Source organism: Paraburkholderia tropica (assembly GCF_014171495.1).
Taxonomy (GTDB): domain Bacteria; phylum Pseudomonadota; class Gammaproteobacteria; order Burkholderiales; family Burkholderiaceae; genus Paraburkholderia; species Paraburkholderia tropica.
Map to the genome: position 1 here is coordinate 886984 of NZ_CP049136.1, position 15841 is coordinate 902824.

Annotated in this window: 13 protein-coding genes and 1 riboswitch; of the genes, 10 read left to right on the plus strand and 3 right to left on the minus strand. The window is 65.1% G+C overall.

Translation table 11 applies throughout. From position 1 onward, the window contains the following. Positions 1-18: 18 nt before the first annotated feature. The 4 genes from G5S35_RS27490 (at position 19) to G5S35_RS27505 (ending at position 4842) form a co-directional block, all read left to right on the plus strand. On the plus strand, positions 19-960 hold the full coding sequence (locus G5S35_RS27490) for a LysR family transcriptional regulator (protein WP_176082088.1): 942 nt from the start codon (positions 19-21) through the stop codon (positions 958-960). A gap of 80 nt (positions 961-1040) precedes the next feature. Continuing rightward, positions 1041-1238: riboswitch (cobalamin riboswitch) on the plus strand. A 91-nt stretch (positions 1239-1329) separates the two neighbouring features. Beyond that, positions 1330-3276, plus strand: a complete 1947-nt coding sequence (locus tag G5S35_RS27495) for a TonB-dependent receptor domain-containing protein (RefSeq protein ID WP_183039513.1) — start codon at positions 1330-1332, stop codon at positions 3274-3276. A 241-nt stretch (positions 3277-3517) separates the two neighbouring features. Next, positions 3518-3916: a DUF4148 domain-containing protein gene (locus G5S35_RS27500; RefSeq protein ID WP_074986962.1), complete on the plus strand. Its 399-nt coding sequence runs from the start codon at positions 3518-3520 to the stop codon at positions 3914-3916. A gap of 125 nt (positions 3917-4041) precedes the next feature. Further along, positions 4042-4842: an alpha/beta fold hydrolase gene (locus tag G5S35_RS27505; RefSeq protein ID WP_110328807.1), complete on the plus strand. Its 801-nt coding sequence runs from the start codon at positions 4042-4044 to the stop codon at positions 4840-4842. A gap of 86 nt (positions 4843-4928) precedes the next feature. Here G5S35_RS27505 and G5S35_RS27510 read toward each other — a convergent pair whose 3' ends face one another. Together G5S35_RS27510 and G5S35_RS27515 are read right to left on the minus strand one after the other, a co-directional pair. Further along, the gene (locus G5S35_RS27510) at positions 4929-5648 is read right to left on the minus strand and encodes a YceH family protein (protein ID WP_183039514.1); all 720 of its coding nucleotides are present in this window, start codon (positions 5646-5648) and stop codon (positions 4929-4931) included. A 76-nt stretch (positions 5649-5724) separates the two neighbouring features. Then, on the minus strand, positions 5725-6777 hold the full coding sequence (locus G5S35_RS27515; protein WP_183039515.1) for a histone deacetylase family protein: 1053 nt from the start codon (positions 6775-6777) through the stop codon (positions 5725-5727). Between the two features lie 284 nt (positions 6778-7061). Here G5S35_RS27515 and G5S35_RS27520 point away from each other — a divergent pair, with 284 nt between their 5' ends. Together G5S35_RS27520 and G5S35_RS27525 are read left to right on the plus strand one after the other, a co-directional pair. Continuing rightward, entirely contained in the window at positions 7062-8471 is a 1410-nt protein-coding gene (locus G5S35_RS27520) for a purine-cytosine permease family protein (RefSeq protein WP_065058632.1), read from the plus strand. Between the two features lie 47 nt (positions 8472-8518). Further along, the gene (locus G5S35_RS27525; RefSeq protein WP_183039516.1) at positions 8519-9931 is read left to right on the plus strand and encodes an aspartate aminotransferase family protein; all 1413 of its coding nucleotides are present in this window, start codon (positions 8519-8521) and stop codon (positions 9929-9931) included. A 60-nt stretch (positions 9932-9991) separates the two neighbouring features. Here the strand turns inward: G5S35_RS27525 and G5S35_RS27530 are convergent, their stop codons facing one another. Further along, complete coding sequence (locus G5S35_RS27530; protein WP_074986959.1) at positions 9992-10915, minus strand: LysR family transcriptional regulator; 924 nt, start codon at positions 10913-10915, stop codon at positions 9992-9994. A gap of 242 nt (positions 10916-11157) precedes the next feature. On the opposite strand from G5S35_RS27530, the gene G5S35_RS27535 reads away from it, so the two are divergent. The 4 genes from G5S35_RS27535 to G5S35_RS27550 all read left to right on the plus strand — a co-directional run bounded on the left by G5S35_RS27535 (position 11158) and on the right by G5S35_RS27550 (position 15772). After that, positions 11158-11829 (plus strand): DUF1028 domain-containing protein, encoded by a 672-nt coding sequence (locus G5S35_RS27535; protein ID WP_065058636.1) that lies wholly within the window; start codon positions 11158-11160, stop codon positions 11827-11829. Positions 11830-11918: 89 nt separating this feature from the next. Further along, positions 11919-13433, plus strand: coding sequence for an aldehyde dehydrogenase (locus G5S35_RS27540; protein WP_080180887.1), 1515 nt, complete (start codon positions 11919-11921; stop codon positions 13431-13433). 52 nt (positions 13434-13485) lie between these two features. After that, on the plus strand, positions 13486-15159 hold the full coding sequence (locus G5S35_RS27545) for a GMC family oxidoreductase (RefSeq protein ID WP_183039517.1): 1674 nt from the start codon (positions 13486-13488) through the stop codon (positions 15157-15159). A gap of 190 nt (positions 15160-15349) precedes the next feature. Then, the gene (locus tag G5S35_RS27550) at positions 15350-15772 is read left to right on the plus strand and encodes a RidA family protein (RefSeq protein ID WP_065058639.1); all 423 of its coding nucleotides are present in this window, start codon (positions 15350-15352) and stop codon (positions 15770-15772) included. Positions 15773-15841: the final 69 nt, after the last annotated feature.

Below are 15841 nucleotides of genomic sequence, written 5' to 3' on the forward strand. Positions count from 1 at the left end.
CGGGGCGGGAGTCATTTCGTGGATACGCAGAACGTCGAAGCGCTCTGGACCCATTTGCACTGGCTGAACGTGCTGGCGGCGCAGGGCAGTTATACGGCGGCCGCTGCGCGGCTCGGCGTGAGCAAAGCCGCGATGAGCCAGCGGATCGCCGAACTGGAACGCGTGGCGGGCGTCGCGCTGGTGCAGCGCACCACGCGCAGCGTGCGCTTCACGGAAGCGGGGCGGCGGCTCGTGGAGGACACGCGCGCGCAGTTCGAGCGCATCGCCACGAGTTTCGCGAGCGTGCGCGAAATGGCCGACGTCGCGCGCGGCACGGTGCGCGTGACCGCGCCCGTGGCCTTCGCGCGTCAGCAACTGGTGCCGCGTCTCGCGCAGTTCGCGCGCGCGAATCCCGAGGTGCGCGTGCAGCTCGAATTGTCCGACCGGCTCACGTCGATCGCGAGCGAGGGTTTCGATCTCGCGATCCGCCACAGCGCGCAGGTGCCGGAAACGCATGTGGCGTTCAAGCTCTGCGACACGCGTTCGGTGATCGTCGCCACGCGCGCGTATCTGAAGCTGCGCGGCACGCCGCAAACGCCCGCCGATCTCGCGCAGCACGACTGTCTTTACTATCCGCGCACGCTCGGGTCGGGCGCGTGGTCGTTCGAAAAAGCCGGGCGGCGCGCCGAGCAGTCGCGCGTGAACGTGACCGTGAACGGGCCGGTGTCGGCCAATAACAGCGAGGCGCTGCGCGACGCCGCGCTCGAAAATCTGGGCATTGCGCTGCTGCCCGATTTCAGCGCGCAGGCCGCGTTGCAGGCGGGCAAGCTCGTCGTGCTGCTGCCGGCGTGGCGGCCGGTGGGGGCGTTCGCGTCGCAGTTGCACGTGGTGCGGCCCTATGGCGCGCATGTGCCGCGCGCGGTGACGCTGTTCGCCGATTTTCTGCGTCAGACCTTCAGGCAGGGCTTTCCGCTCGAATGAGCGATGCGGGCGGCGAGTCGCATCTGACGTTTTTTCGCATCGCCCGGCGCGCCGGAGGTTGACGCGCGGAACGCGCCGCCTTTACGCTCGCGCGCTGATGGTTCCCGGCGACGGGATCAAAAGGGAACGCAGTAACGGCGCGCGCGCCGGAAGTCTGCGGCTGTCCCCGCAACTGTGAGCGGCGAGTCCATGCCAGCGAGGGCCACTGGGAAACCGGGAAGGCCGGCATCGGGCGACGACCCGCGAGCCAGGAGACCTGCCATCGACCGAGGTCCAAGCAGCCGCAAAGGGCGGGGTGTCCCGATGCGCGCGCGCCGCCCGCGCGGCCGCCCGTTGCAAGGACAGTTCGACCTCTGGATCTGTCTGCTCATGAAGTATCGTCAATTCGCTTCCACCGTTCTCGCGTCCGCCGTCGCGGCCTGCGCCTGGCAGGGCGCTTATGCGCAAACGTCACCGCAAAGTGCTGAAGAAAGCGCTGAACCAACCCAGGCCGACGCCACGTTGCCGAACATTCTCGTGGTTGGCGACACGCAGCATCTGCCGCAATCGTTCGATCAGCGTTACGCCAGCACGCAGGTGCTCACGCGCGCCGATCTCGACCGGCTCGACCCGATCGACCCGAGCATCACGCAGGCGCTCGCCACGCTGCCGGGCGTCAGCGTTTCGCAGAGCGGCGGTCCCGGCGCGACGGCGTCGGTCAGCATTCGCGGCTCGGCGGCCAATCAGGTGGCCGTGTTCATCGACGGCATCCGCGTGGGCTCGGCGACCACGGGCACGGCCGCGTGGGCCGATCTGCCGACCTCGGCGTTCGATCGCGTGGAAGTGATTTCCGGCCCGGCGGCGGCGTCGTTCGGCGCGGATGCGGTGGGCGGCGTCGTGCAGCTCTTCACGCGCCACGCCTCGAATCAGCCGAACCAGACCACGGTGTCATTCGGCGGCGGCTCGAACAAGACCTTCGACACGCAGCTGCGCACCTCGGGCACCGTGCCGTCGAGCGGGCCGCTCGCGGCGCTCGGCGGACTCACGTATTCGCTCGGTCTGCACGACTACAACACCGCGGGCATCGACGCGACCAAGCCGTGGGCCTACGGTCACGAGGACGGCCGCAATCCGTATCACGCGCAGGACGTGGACGCGCGTCTTGGCTACGCGCGCGAGAACTGGTCGATCTCGACCTTCGCGCTCTATCACCGCTCGGATCTCTCGTACGACAACGCGGGCTACGCGGATCGCCAGCGCGATCATCAGCTCACGACCGGCGTGGCGTTTCATCTCGACATCACGCCGACCACGCAGTTCGACCAGTCGTTCGGCTATGCGTACGACCGCCAGTTCCTCTACGCGAACGACCCCGGCATGCCGACCGACGAAATCGATTCGACGCGCCTGAGCACGTCGACGTCGATCACGCATCAGGAAACCGGTCACACGCTGTTCGGTCACGCGCTCTCGGGCGAGACCAAGCTCGCGTACGACTTCACGCGCGAGCAGGCGTATCTTCCCGTCGATGTGCCGGACGGCCTGCCCGCGCGCAACGATTCCGCCGTCTCGCTGCATCAGTCGGCGACGCTCGGCGACTGGACGCTGTTCCTCGCCGGGCGCCACGAGATCGTACAGGGGCAAAGCGTGAACACGGGCAACGCGGCGCTCGCGTGGGCGATCACGCCGGTCTATACCGCGCGCGTGTCGTACGGCAACGCGTTCCGTCTGCCGACCTTCAACGACCTCTACTATCCGGGCTACGCGAATCCGAATCTGCAACCCGAGCGCAGCGACACGGTGGAAGTGGCGCTCGACGCGGCGACGTCGATCGGCACCTTCACGGCGGCGCTCTACGACACGCGCGTGCACGACCTCATCACCTACGATTCGCAGACCTTCCTGCCCGTCAACGTGGGCCGAGCGCATATTCAGGGCATCGATCTCTCGTACAAGGGCACGCTTGGGGCGAACACGCTGGTCAGCGTCGCGGCGGGGCTGCTCAATCCGCAGGACGTGAGCGATCAGACCTGGTTGAACCGGCGTCCGCGTCAGACTGTGAATCTGAGCGTCGATCACACGTGGGACGCGTTTCATCTGCACGCGCTGAGCACGGGCATTTCGCTGCTCTACGGTGGCTCGACCTTCGACGACCAGTACAACACGACGTATCTGCCCTCGTACACGACGGTCAATCTGCGCGCCACGTACAAGATCAATGCGCATCTCGCGCTGTCGGCCACGCTCTCGAACCTGTTCAATCGCGACTACTCGACCGCATACGGCTACAACTCGCTGGGCCGCACGGCGTTCGGCAAGATCACGTACACGTTCTGAGCGCGTTCGAACGGCGATTCGTTAGCAATCGTTGAGCGGAGTTGAGCGGAAACGTCTCGCGGCGGCGCGCGGTTTTGTACCGCAATGTATCTGCGCCGCCGCGGGAAAAACTCGCTTGCAATAAAGGGGGACGACGGAAACAAGCCAGATACGTCCAGCGGTTCAAATATCTCCAACGCAAGGTTGAACACAGACAACAGTGCGCCGACCGACTCACTCACTCATCGACTGGAGATTGACCATGAACCTCGTTCGTACCCTCGTTGCTGCCGCCGTCGTCGCCGTTCCCGCGCTTTCGTTCGCCGCCCAGCCGGCCCAGCAAGGCCTCACCCGCGCCCAGGTGCGCGCGGAACTGGTCCAGCTTCAGCAAGCCGGCTATCGCCAGTCGAGCGATAACAACCAGTATCCGGTTCACCTCCAGGCCGCGCTGGCGCGCATCGCCGCGAGCCAGGACGTCGCGCACGTCAACGCGCCTTCGCATGACGCCGATGCCAACGCCGTGCAGACCTCGTTCGGCGGCGTGACGAGCGGCAGCTCGGCTTCGGGCTCGCACGTCAAGCCCGCGCATGCGACGCTGCACGACTTCTCCGGCGCGCAGGCGGATCAGGTCGGCCTCGAACCGATCTACGCCCACTCCTAATGCGCCGGCCGTCGCGAGGCGCGTGCTTGAAACAAGCCTGAATCACGCTTGAATCACGCGCGCCTTCGCCCGGCGTTCTGCCGACCATTCCTCTCTTTTCCACACTCATTCCACGGAGTCAGACGATGCTTCGTCTTCTTCGCAAGTCCCTCGCGTTCGCCGGTCTGCTGGGCGGACTCTTCGCCTTGCCCGCCGCGCATGCCGCACAACCGGCGGCTCAAGCCGCCGCATCCGCCGATCTGCAAGGCAAGAACGTCGTGCTCGTGCACGGTGCATTCGCCGACGGTTCGAGTTGGGACAAGGTGATCCCGCTGCTCGAAGCGCGCGGGCTGCATGTGGTGGCGGTGCAGAATCCGCTCAGTTCGCTCGCCGACGACGCGGCCGCAACGAAGCGCGTAATCGATCAGCAGACTGGGCCGGTGGTGCTGGTCGGCCATTCGTGGGCGGGCGTGGTGATCAGCGAAGCCGGTAACGACGACAAGGTGAAGGCGCTCGTCTACGTGGCCGCGTTCGCGCCCGACGACGGCCAGTCGATCAGCGACATCACGAAGGGACTGCCGCCGCCCGTGTGGGCGAATGCGCTGCGCAAGGATTCGGCGGGCTATCTGACGCTCTCGACCGAAGCGGTGCTCGACGACTTCGCGCAGGACTTGCCGCTCGCGCAGCGCCGCCTGATTGCGGCCACGCAGGCGCCGTGGTTCTCGGGCTGCATCGATCAAAAGGTGGATCAGGCCGCGTGGCGTGGCCGTCCGTCGTACTTCGTGATTCCCACGCACGACCGCATGATCGACCCGCAATTGCAGGCGAAGATGGCGGCGCATATCGGCGCGACGGTGACGCACGTGAACGCGAGCCACGTGGCGATGGCGGGTCAGCCGCAGCAAGTGGCCGACGTGATTATCGAGGCGGCGCGCAAGGCGCAGTGAGTGCCGCCTGAGGTTCATACGAGGTGGCACGATGCAGCACGGTGGATCCGGAAATCGAATCCATCGTGCGCGCTATCGTTGCCGCCTTACTCGGACGCTTCCAGCTTGTCGATTGCGATGCCGAGTTCGCCGGCCATGCGCTCGACGAGCTGTTGCAGACGCGCGACTTCATCGGCGAGACGCTGATGATCGGCGCGCAACGCCTCGAAATCCTCGGAGGAAACGCTGCCTTCCGCCACGCTGTCGCGCTCGCCCGCATAGGACGTGGGCACGCTCAGACTGACTTCGCCGCACAGCAGATGCATCCAGCGGCTCTCGCGCTCGCCGGGCGCGCGCGGCAGCTTGACGACGAGCGGCGGCTCGCGTTCGGCGAGTTCGCTGAGAAACGCTTCCACCGACGACACATCGGCGAAACCATGTAGACGCGCGGAGTTCAGCCGCAGTTCGGCGGCCGTCTGCGCGCCGCGCAGCAGCAGCACCGTGAGGAGCGCGCCGGCCTGCGTCGGCACGCCGAGCACGCGGTTCAGGTTGTGCTCGAAGCGCGGCACGCGGCTGCTGCTGCCTTCGAACACGAGGCTCAGGTGCTTGAGGTCTTCGATGGCGCTGAGCACCTCGGCTTCGCTCACGTTCATCACGGGCGCGCGCGCCGTCTTCTGGTTGCAGCCCGAGGTGAGCGAGTTCAGCGAGAGCGGATAGGTGTCGGGCACCGTATGCTGCTTCTCGACCAGCACGCCGACGATGCGCGCTTCGAGCGGCGTGAGCGCGCGCAACGCGCGCGGCGAGGAACCTTCGGCGGGAGAATTCATAGGCGGGTCAGGCAAGAGTTTTGCACGGGATTCGATCATACCCGCCCCGAGCCGCTTGCCGGAACCCTCGTGCGTGCTAGCGCGCCGCCCGCGCGAGCGCGTGCTCCTCGAAACCGGCCAGCACGTTGACCACGTTCACACCGATTTCTTCGACCGCATAGCCGCCTTCCATCACGAACAGCGTGGGCAGACCGAGCCCGGCGATACGCGCGCCGATACGCGAAAAATCCGCTGATTTCAGCTTGAAACGCGAGATCGGATCGCCCTCGAAGGTGTCGACGCCCAGCGAGACGACGAGCGCGTCGGGGCCGAAGCCCGCGATGCGCGCGCCCGCGTGATCGAGCGCCTGCGCGTAGCGGCTCCAATCCGTCCCCCACGGCAGCGGATAGTTCAGATTGAAGCCTTCGCCCGCGCCGCGTCCGGTTTCATCCGCGTGACCGAGCAGATACGGATAGTCGAGCAGCGGGTCGGCATGCAGCGAGGCAAACAGCACGTCGTCGCGATCGTAGAAGATCGACTGCGTGCCGTTGCCGTGGTGATAGTCGATGTCGAGAATCGCCACGCGCCGCGCGCCTTGCGCGAGCCAGTGCGCGGCGGCGAGCGCCGCGTTGTTGAGGTAGCAGTAGCCGCCCATCACGTCGCGGCCCGCGTGATGGCCGGGCGGGCGGCACAGCGCGAACGCGGCCTGTGCGCCGTCGTGCACGCGCTGCGCGCCCGTGAGCGCGAGATTCGCCGACTCCTCGACCGCGTCCCAGGTGCCCGCCGTGATCGGCGCGCCCGCGTCCATCGCATAGAAGCCGAGCTTGCCGTCGATGCTGTGCGGAGCGCGGTCGCGGCGCAGACCGCGCGCGGGCCAGATGGTCGGCAGCGCGTCGTGCGTGCGGCCCAGCGCGGTCCATTCTCCCCACGCGCCGTGCAGGAAGTCGAGATACGCATCGCTGTGCACGCGGCGCAGCGCGTCGACGCCGAACGCATCGGGCGCGATCGTCTCGTCGAAACCGGCTTCGGCCAGCCGCGCGCGCACGATATCGACGCGCTTCGGCATTTCGAAACAGGGCTTGAGTTCGCCGTCGATCAGTTCGCTACGGCCGTGATGCAGGCGATGGCGCTCGCCGAGGATGGTCAGCATGCAGGTCTCCCGTCGTGAATGTGTCGCGAACGTGAGGCGCTCATGCTGCGCACACGTTCGGTGCATGCAGCGACTATGGCCGCACGCCGATTTTCTTTCCAAGAAGAAATATCCGATTCACAAGCAAGCCCGCGGCTATGCAGGCGTGAGAACTGCATAAGAAAAAGCTATTCACTAGCAAAGAATTTCGTTCTTTTCCGCGCAATATTGGCGGTCGAAAGTGCGTCATCACAACGCACTTTCGTGCGTCTACGTCACGCACTTTCCTTTCGCAGGAGCCGCCGATGAGCCAATCCGATACCGTCGCTCGCCTCGAGCAGAGCACGATCCAGCCCATACCCGACGCCGAGCGTCACGGCCGCGCGAGCGACCTGTTCACGATCTGGTTCGGCTCGAACATCATGTTGCTGACCATCGTCACGGGCGCGCTGGCCGTGACCGTGTTCAAGCAGCCGTTCTGGTGGGGCGTGCTCGGCATCGTGATCGGCACGCTGGTGGGCGCGGTGTTCATGGCGCTGCATTCGGCGCAAGGTCCGCAACTCGGCGTCCCGCAGATGGTGCAGACGCGCGGCCAGTTCGGCTCGCTCGGCTCGCTGCTGGTGGTCGGCCTCGTCGTGGTGATGTATCTGGGCTTCTTCGCGTCGAACCTCGTGCTGGGCGGTCAGGCGCTGCACAGCCTCACCACGCACGTGAGCGTGAACGACGGCGTGCTCGTGGTGGGCGCGCTCAGTCTCGTGGCGACCATCTTCGGCTACAACCTGATCCATGCCTACACGCGCCTGATGACGTGGTGCTCGGGCGCGGTGCTGCTGCTCGCGTTCATCTGGATCGTGGGCGTGCACGGCCTGCCCGCCGACTTCTTCGCACGCAACACCGCGAACGCCACGGGCTTTCTCGGCACGATTTCGATCGCGGCACTCTGGCAGATCGCGTACGCGCCGTATGTCTCCGACTACTCGCGCTACATGCCGCGCGCAACCGGCGCACGCGTGGCGTTCTGGTCGAGCTACTGGGGCTGCTCGCTCGGCTCGATCTTCCCGATGGTGCTGGGCGCGATGGTCGGCCTGATGGTCGCCGACGGCGACGTGGTCAACGGCCTCACCACGCTCACGCACGGCATCAGCGGTCTGGTGGTGATCGTGCTCTCGGTGGGCATTGCCGCGACCAACGCGATGAACCTGTACTGCGGCGCGCTCTCGTCGATGACGATCGTGCAGACGCTGTTTCCCTCGTGGTCGGGCCAGGCGCGCGCACGCGCCGTGACGGCGGTGATCCTGTTCGCGATCTCGCTGGCCATCGCACTGTTCGGCCAGAGCAACTTCCTCGCCGAATACACCAACTTCATTCTGCTGCTGCTCTACGTGCTGGTGCCCTGGACGGCGGTGAACCTGATCGATTACTACCTCGTCTGCCACGGCGACTATCACATCGACTCGTTCTTCCGCCAGGACGGCGGCATCTACGGACGCTTCAACGGCGTGGCGATCTTCGCCTACCTGTTCGGCATCGCCGTGCAACTGCCGTTCGTCGCGACCGATCTGTACACCGGCCCGATCGCCAAACGCCTCGGCGGCGCCGATATCTCGTGGATCGTCGGGCTGATTCTCACTTCGGTCGTGTACTACGCGGGTTGCAAACGCTTCTCGCGCGCGGGCGCCGCGCAAAATCAGACCGACGTTGCCGTGGGCATCTGACACGCACGATTAAAGCAAACGCATTCCGTACAGAGGAGACACCGCGCATGAACGCACCTGAATTCGCCCACGCCAGCACGTCCGGCGGCAAAGCACGCAGCACCGAAGACTGGCAACGCAGCGACGCCGCCCATCACCTGCACGCTTTCGTCGATCAAAAGGCGCTCAACGCCGAAGGTCCGCGCGTGATGGTGCGCGGCGAAGGCGTGTATCTGTGGGACAACGACGGCAAGCGCTATATCGACGGCATGTCGGGCCTCTGGTGCACCAACGTCGGTTATGGCCGCGCCGAACTCGTCGAGGCCGCCGCGCGCCAGATGAGCACGCTGTCTTACTACAACATGTTCTTTCACACCACGCATCCGGCCGTGATCGAATTGTCGGAGCGGCTGTTTGCGTTGCTGGGCGATCGCTTCAGTCACGTGGTGTATACCAATTCGGGATCCGAATCAAATGAAGTGCTGATTCGCACGGTGCGCCGCTTCTGGGACGTAATGGGCCAGCCGAACAAGAAGATCATGATCGGCCGCGTGAACGGCTATCACGGTTCGACGGTCGGCAGCGCGTCGCTTGGCGGCATGGCGTTCATGCACGAAATGGGCGATCTGCCGATTCCGAATATCACGCACGTGGACGAGCCGTACTGGTACGCGAACGGCGGCGACCTTACGCCCGAGGCGTTCGGCTTGCAGGCCGCGCAATCGCTCGAACGCAAGATTCTCGAACTGGGCGCGGAAAACGTGGCGGCGTTCGTCGCCGAGCCGTTCCAGGGCGCGGGCGGCATGATCTTCCCGCCCGAAGGCTACTGGCCGGAAATCGAGCGCATCTGCCGAAAATACGACGTGCTGCTTTGCGCGGACGAAGTGATCGGCGGATTCGGCCGCACGGGCGAATGGTTCGCGCATCGCCATTTTGGCTTCGAGCCGGATCTCGTGTCGATCGCCAAGGGGCTCACGTCGGGTTATGTGCCGATGGGCGGTCTGGTCATGAGCCGCCGCATCGGCGAGGCGCTGGTGGAGCGCGGCGGCGTCTACGCGCATGGGCTCACGTATTCGGGCCATCCGGTGGCCGCGGCCGTGGCGCTCGCGAATCTCGACGTGCTCGAACGCGAGCAACTGGTCGCGCGCACGAAGGAAGACACCGGTCCGTATTTGCAGCGCGCGCTACGCGAGGCGTTCGCGGATCATCCGTTGATCGGCGAGATTCAAGGCGTGGGCGCGGTGGGGGCGATTCAGTTCGCGAAGGATAAGACCACGCGTGAACGCTACGCCAACGAGGCTGATCTCACGTGGCACAGCCGCACCGAAGGATTCGAGCGCGGGGCGATCGTGCGTTCGACCAATGGCCGTTTGATCGTTGCGCCGCCGCTCGTGATCGACCATGCGCAGATCGACGCGTTGATCGGCACGATGCGCGATGCCGTGGAGGCGACGTGGCGGCATATTCAACGCGCTGGCTGAAGCGCGCGCTCTACGCTGCGCGCCGCGCGCCCATTCGCGGCGCGCGGCGTGTCGACCCATTTACTTCGTCCACGCGCGCGAGACTTCGTCGTAGCAGAACGCGGTGAAGTCGCGAATCAGTTGCCGCGGATGCGAACGCGTCGAACGCGCGACGCCCAGCACCGTCGGCTTCACTTTCTCCTTGATGGCGCGCGCGACGAAGCGGCCGCCGTCCACCGTCTGCGAATTGCGCAGCGGAAAATTGTGAATGCTGTAGCCGAGTCCGTTGGCGACCATGCCGCGCACGACTTCCGGCTGCGAAGAACTGAACGCCGCCACCGGACGATTGCCATAGCGATCGAACAGCGACGCGAAATATTCCTTGCTGTGCGCGAGATCGAGCATCACGTAAGGCTCATCGAGCAGATCCTTGAGGCTCACCTGTTCACTGGCGGCGAGGCGATGCTTCGCGGGCAGCAGCACATAAGGTGGAAATTCGACGATGGGCGTGAAGTCGATCGTGTCGTCGATATCGATATCGTAAGTGAGCGCCACGTCGAGCGTGCCGTCGCGCAGGCCCACGAACAGCGTTTCCTGATCGCCTTCGCGCGTCTGGAATTCCACACCCGTACGCGCATTCAGAAAGCGGCTCATGAGCCACGGCATCAGCGGCGGCGCGACCGACGTCAGGCAGCCGAGCGAGATGGTACCCGCGATGCCGGTATCGGAATGGCGCGCGGCGATCTGCAATTCCTCCGCGCTTTTCAGCAGGTCGCGCGCGCGCCCGAGCAGATCGCGGCCCGCCTGTGTCAGCGAAAGTCCATGTGCGTGATGGCGGATGAACAGCTGCAGCCCGAACGCGTTCTCCAGCTCCGACAAGGCCGACGAAATCGACGGCTGCGAAACGTGCAGACGCTTGGCCGCCGCCGTAAACGACAGTGCTTCCGCCGTGGCGACGAAGTATCTCAACTGGCGCAGCGAATAGTGAAGAGGCGTGTTTTCCATGGCCAACCGAAGGGTCAGAGGCAAGAGTCGAATGCGACCGGGCGGGGAGTGCAAGCGCCTGCGCGAGCAACGATGAACAGCGGCGAGGCGCGTCGCTTGCATAGTCTAAGCCTTTTCAATACATAGACAAACAATGTTTTTCGAATGAATTTTGGCTCGATAGATTTTAGGCTCGACGCGCTGGCGGCCCATTTTGGCGCGCCGCGCGAGCATGAAAGCATTGAATCTACAGGAGTCCGTTCATGACCTTTTCGATTGCAGGCCGTTGCGCGCGTACCGGTGCCGTAGGCGGCATCGTGACGAGTTCGAGCATCGCCGTGCCGAGCCGCTGCCTCTGGGCGAGCCGCGACGGCGTGGTGCTGAGCCAGAACGTGACCGATCCGCGCCTGGGCCAGATCGGTCTGGGCGAACTCGCGCAAGGCTATGGCGCGCAGGCGGTGCTCGAACGCATCGCGGGCGCGCGTCCGTATACGGAGTGGCGTCAGCTGGCGGTGCTCGACGCGGCGGGTTTCTCCGCGTGGCGCACGGGTGAGCGCGGGCTCGGGCTGCATGCGGGTGCGAGCGGCACCGATTGCGTGGCGGTCGGCAATCTGCTCGCAAACGACAGCGTGCCCGCCGCGATGATCGAAGCCTTCGCGGAGCACGCCGCGCGCGCGTTGCCGGACCGCCTGTTGCGCGCGCTCGAAGCGGGACTCGCGGCGGGCGGCGAAGCCGGGCCGGTGCATTCGGCGGGGCTGTGCGTGTTCGACGGCGCGAGCTGGCCCGTGGCCGACTTGCGGGTGGACTGGAGCGATCAGCCGATTGCCGATCTGCGCGCGCTGTGGGAGCGCTACGAACCGCAAATGAAGGACTACGTGCTGCGCGCGACCGATCCCACGCGCGCGCCGTCGTACGGCGTGCCCGGCGACGAATAAGGCGGCGCGCCGCCATCGAGGCAAGACGAATCGCATTCACCCGAATCGACGCGAATTTATCCGAAACCACGCGAACCCAGGAGCCCACCTTGAGTGCCACCGACGCGAACCACGCGCAGCAACCCGATTACTCGCAATGGCGCGATCTGGCCGCGCGCGTGACGCCGCGCGCCCAGGCGTTCATCGACGGCCGCTTCGTGCCCGCGCGCAGCGGCAAGACGTTCACGGCGACCAATCCGGCGACGGAAGCCGCGATCGCTGAGGTCGCCGCCTGCGATGCGCAAGACGTCGACCTCGCCGTGCGTGCCGCGCGCGCCGCCTTCGAAGCCGGGACGTGGTCGCGCTGCGCGCCCGGCGAGCGCAAGAAAGTGCTGCAGCGTCTCGGCGCACTGATCGCCGCGCATCGCGAGGAATTCGCGCTGCTCGATTCGCTGAACATGGGCAAGCGCGTCGCCGACGCGTGGCAGTTCGACGTGCCCGCATCGGCGGAATTGTTCGCGTGGTACGGCGAGGCGATCGACAAGCTCTACGGCGAAGTCGCGCCCACGGGACCGGGCAATCTCTCGTTCGTGACGCGCGAAGCGCTGGGCGTGGTGGGCGCGGTCGTGCCGTGGAATTTCCCGCTCGACATGGTCGCGTGGAAAGTCGCGCCTGCGCTCGCGGCGGGCAACAGCGTCGTGCTCAAACCGGCCGAGCAGTCGCCGCTTTCGGCGCTGCGTCTCGCGGAACTCGCGCGCGAAGCGGGCGTGCCCGACGGCGTGTTCAACGTGGTGCCGGGTTATGGCGAAACGGCGGGCGCGGCGCTCGGCCTGCACGCCGACGTGGACGTGCTCGCGTTCACCGGATCGACGGCGATCGGCAAGCGCTTCATGGAATACGCCGCGCGCTCGAACATGAAGCAGGTGTGGCTCGAATGCGGCGGCAAGAGTCCGAACCTCGTGTTCGACGATGCCGACGATCTCGATCTGGCCGCGCAAAAAGCCTGCTTCGGCATCTTCTTCAACCAGGGCGAAGTGTGCTCGGCGAACTCGCGTCTGCTCGTGCAGCGTTCGATTTACGACACCTTCGTCGAAAAGCTCGCCGAACACGCGCGCGGCTGGTATCCGGGCGATCCGCTCGATCCCGCGAGCGGCATGGGCGCGATGGTCGATGCCACGCAGCACGCGCGCGTGATGGCGTTTATCGAACGCAGCCGCCGCAGCGCGTCGCTCGTCAGCGGCGGTCAAGCGGCGCGCGTGAACGGCAAAGGCTGGTTCATCGAGCCGACGATTTTCGCGGGCGTGCGTCCCGATGCGGAACTCGCGCGCGACGAAGTATTCGGCCCCGTGCTGGCGGTGATGCCGTTCGACACCGAAGACGAAGCCGTTCGCATCGCCAACGATTCGATCTATGGACTCGCGGCTTCGGTCTGGAGCGGCAGCCTCAAGCGCGCGCATCGCGTGGCAGCGAATCTGCGTGCGGGCACGGTCTCGGTGAACACGGTGGACGCGCTGAGTATGCAGACGCCGTTCGGCGGCTTTCGCCAATCGGGCTTTGGCCGCGATCTGTCGCTGCACGCGCTCGACAAATTCACGGGTCTGAAAACGACCTGGATTCAATACTGAGCGCCTTGAATCAGCGTTCCACAGTGTGCTTCAGAAGCACGGGGATACGAATATGCCGACTGCAACACAAGTGCTCGATTTCGATTATGTGATTGTCGGGGCGGGTTCGGCGGGCTGTGTGATGGCGAACCGCCTGAGCGCGGATCCGGCTGTGCGCGTCTGTCTCGTCGAAGGCGGCGGCGATGATCGCTCGGCGCGCATTCAGGTGCCGGCCGGCACGATCACGCTCTACAAAAGCCCTAAATACAGCTACAACTTCGAGTCGGCGCCGCAGACGCGCCTGAACGGCCGGCGGCTGCATTGTCCGCGCGGCAAGATGCTGGGCGGCTCCAGTTCGATGAACAGCATGATCTATATTCGCGGCATGCCCGCGGATTACGATCGCTGGGCCGAACTGGGCTGCGAGGGCTGGTCGTACGCGGACGTGCTGCCGTTCTTCCGCTGCTCCGAGCGCAATCTGCTCGGTCACGACACGCGCGTGCACGGCGAATCGGGCGAGTTGTGCGTGGATCAGCCGCGCGACCCGAATCCGCTTTCGCATCGTTTCATCGACGCGGCGAAACGCATCGGTCTGCCGCACAACACCGACTTCAATAGCGGCGACGCCTTCGGCGCGGGCATTTACGACGTCACGCAGAAAGACGCGCATCGGCTTTCGAGTTATCGCGCATTCGTGCATCCGGTGTTGTCGCGGCCGAATCTCACCTTGTTTACGGACACGCGCGCACTGTCGCTCGATATCGCGGATCAAACGGCGCGCGGTGTGTTTGTCGAGCGCGAAGGTCAGGTCGTGCTGTTGCGCGCGCATCGCGAGGTGGTGCTCAGTGCGGGCGCGATCGGCTCGCCGCATCTGCTGATGGTGTCCGGTATCGGCGACGAAGCCCAATTGCGCGCGGCGGGGATCGCGCTGCGTCATCACTTGCCAGGCGTGGGGCGCAATTTGCAGGATCATCTGGACGGTCTCGTCACGGTCCGTTCTTCGAGCGCGCAAACGCTGGGCTTTTCGCTGCGTTCCTTGCCGAGCGTGCTCGGTGCACCCGGCGCGTACTGGCTGAAAAAGAAAGGCTGGCTGACGACGAACTACGTGGAAGCGGGCGGATTCGCGCGCACGCGTTACGCGGGCGACGGCGACCCGGACGTGCAGTTTCATTTCGTGCCCGGCTATCGCAGCCATCGCGGCCGTCTGTTCGAATTCGGTCACGGTTATGCGATTCACACCTGCGTGCTGCGGCCCAAAAGCATCGGCCGCATTCTGCTCACCGACGACGGCCAGCGCGCGCCGCTCATCGACTACAACTTTCTCGAACGCGAAGAAGATGCACGCGTGCTGATCGAAGGCATCAAGCTCGCGCGCGCGATTCTCGCCGGGCCGGAATTCGAAACGATTCGCGGCAAGGAAATGCTGCCAGGCGCGCAGGTGCAATCGGACGACGCGCTGTTCGATTACGTGCGCGACTACGCGGCGACCGTGTTCCATCCGTCCGGCACCTGCAAGATGGGCGTGGACGACGCCAGCGTGGTGGACCCGCGTTTGCGCGTGCGCGGCCTACGCGGATTGCGCGTGGCCGACGCTTCGATCATGCCTTTGCTCGTAAGCGGAAACACCAACGCGCCCTCAATCATGATCGGCGAAAAAGCGGCGCAGATGATGCTCGAAGACGCCGCGCAAACGCATTCGAATCGCGCAACGAAGCACGAAACGAGTCGCGCAACACTGGCGGCCTGAAAGCGGAGCGACGGCCGTGCTTCCTTGCCGCTCGTTGCATAAGAAAAAGCTATGCAATGAATATGAAAACGATGTTTCGCAAATAATTCGAGCGAAGGTAAATTCGATTTCAGGCGATGCGCTAGCGCCTTTTCGCATCGATTTTCGCCGACCCCATTCAGTCATCACGCACACGCAAGCAGAGGCAACCATGAGCCACAAACGCATCCGCAAATTCAACACTCGCGAAACCTATCCCGAGCAGAAACTTGATAACGATCTGTGCCAGGCCGTGGTCGCCAACGACACGGTGTACGTGCGCGGCCAGATCGGTCAGGACCTCGACACGCGCGAATCGGTCGGTATCGGCGACGTGACGGCGCAGGCCGAAAAGGCGATGTCGAACATCGCGATGCTGCTGGAAGAATCGGGCAGCCGTCTTGAAGACATCTGCAAGATCACGATTTTCCTCGTGGACGTGCGCTATCGCGAAGCGGTCTATAACGTGGTCGGCAAATGGCTCAAGGGCGTGTTTCCGGTTTCGACGGGCCTCGTGGTGTCCGCGCTCGCGCGTCCCGAATGGCTGGTGGAAATCGACGTGATCGCCGTGATTCCGCGCGATCGCCAGCAATAAGACGGGGCATCCGCCTCAGCCACAAGCCGCCATGCGCGGCGCGCAACAACGCATGCGCCGCGCCGCTTC

Excerpts from the sequence above, each read along its gene's own strand:
- G5S35_RS27495 (WP_183039513.1), top strand. The coding sequence starts at position 1,330 with ATGAAGTATCGTCAATTCGCTTCCACCGTTCTCGCGTCCGCCGTCGCG.
- G5S35_RS27500 (WP_074986962.1), top strand. The coding sequence starts at position 3,518 with ATGAACCTCGTTCGTACCCTCGTTGCTGCCGCCGTCGTCGCCGTTCCC.
- G5S35_RS27505 (WP_110328807.1), top strand. The coding sequence starts at position 4,042 with ATGCTTCGTCTTCTTCGCAAGTCCCTCGCGTTCGCCGGTCTGCTGGGC.
- G5S35_RS27510 (WP_183039514.1), bottom strand. The coding sequence starts at position 5,648 with ATGAATTCTCCCGCCGAAGGTTCCTCGCCGCGCGCGTTGCGCGCGCTC.
- G5S35_RS27515 (WP_183039515.1), bottom strand. The coding sequence starts at position 6,777 with ATGCTGACCATCCTCGGCGAGCGCCATCGCCTGCATCACGGCCGTAGC.
- G5S35_RS27520 (WP_065058632.1), top strand. The coding sequence starts at position 7,062 with ATGAGCCAATCCGATACCGTCGCTCGCCTCGAGCAGAGCACGATCCAG.
- G5S35_RS27525 (WP_183039516.1), top strand. The coding sequence starts at position 8,519 with ATGAACGCACCTGAATTCGCCCACGCCAGCACGTCCGGCGGCAAAGCA.
- G5S35_RS27530 (WP_074986959.1), bottom strand. The coding sequence starts at position 10,915 with ATGGAAAACACGCCTCTTCACTATTCGCTGCGCCAGTTGAGATACTTC.
- G5S35_RS27535 (WP_065058636.1), top strand. The coding sequence starts at position 11,158 with ATGACCTTTTCGATTGCAGGCCGTTGCGCGCGTACCGGTGCCGTAGGC.
- G5S35_RS27545 (WP_183039517.1), top strand. The coding sequence starts at position 13,486 with ATGCCGACTGCAACACAAGTGCTCGATTTCGATTATGTGATTGTCGGG.
- G5S35_RS27550 (WP_065058639.1), top strand. The coding sequence starts at position 15,350 with ATGAGCCACAAACGCATCCGCAAATTCAACACTCGCGAAACCTATCCC.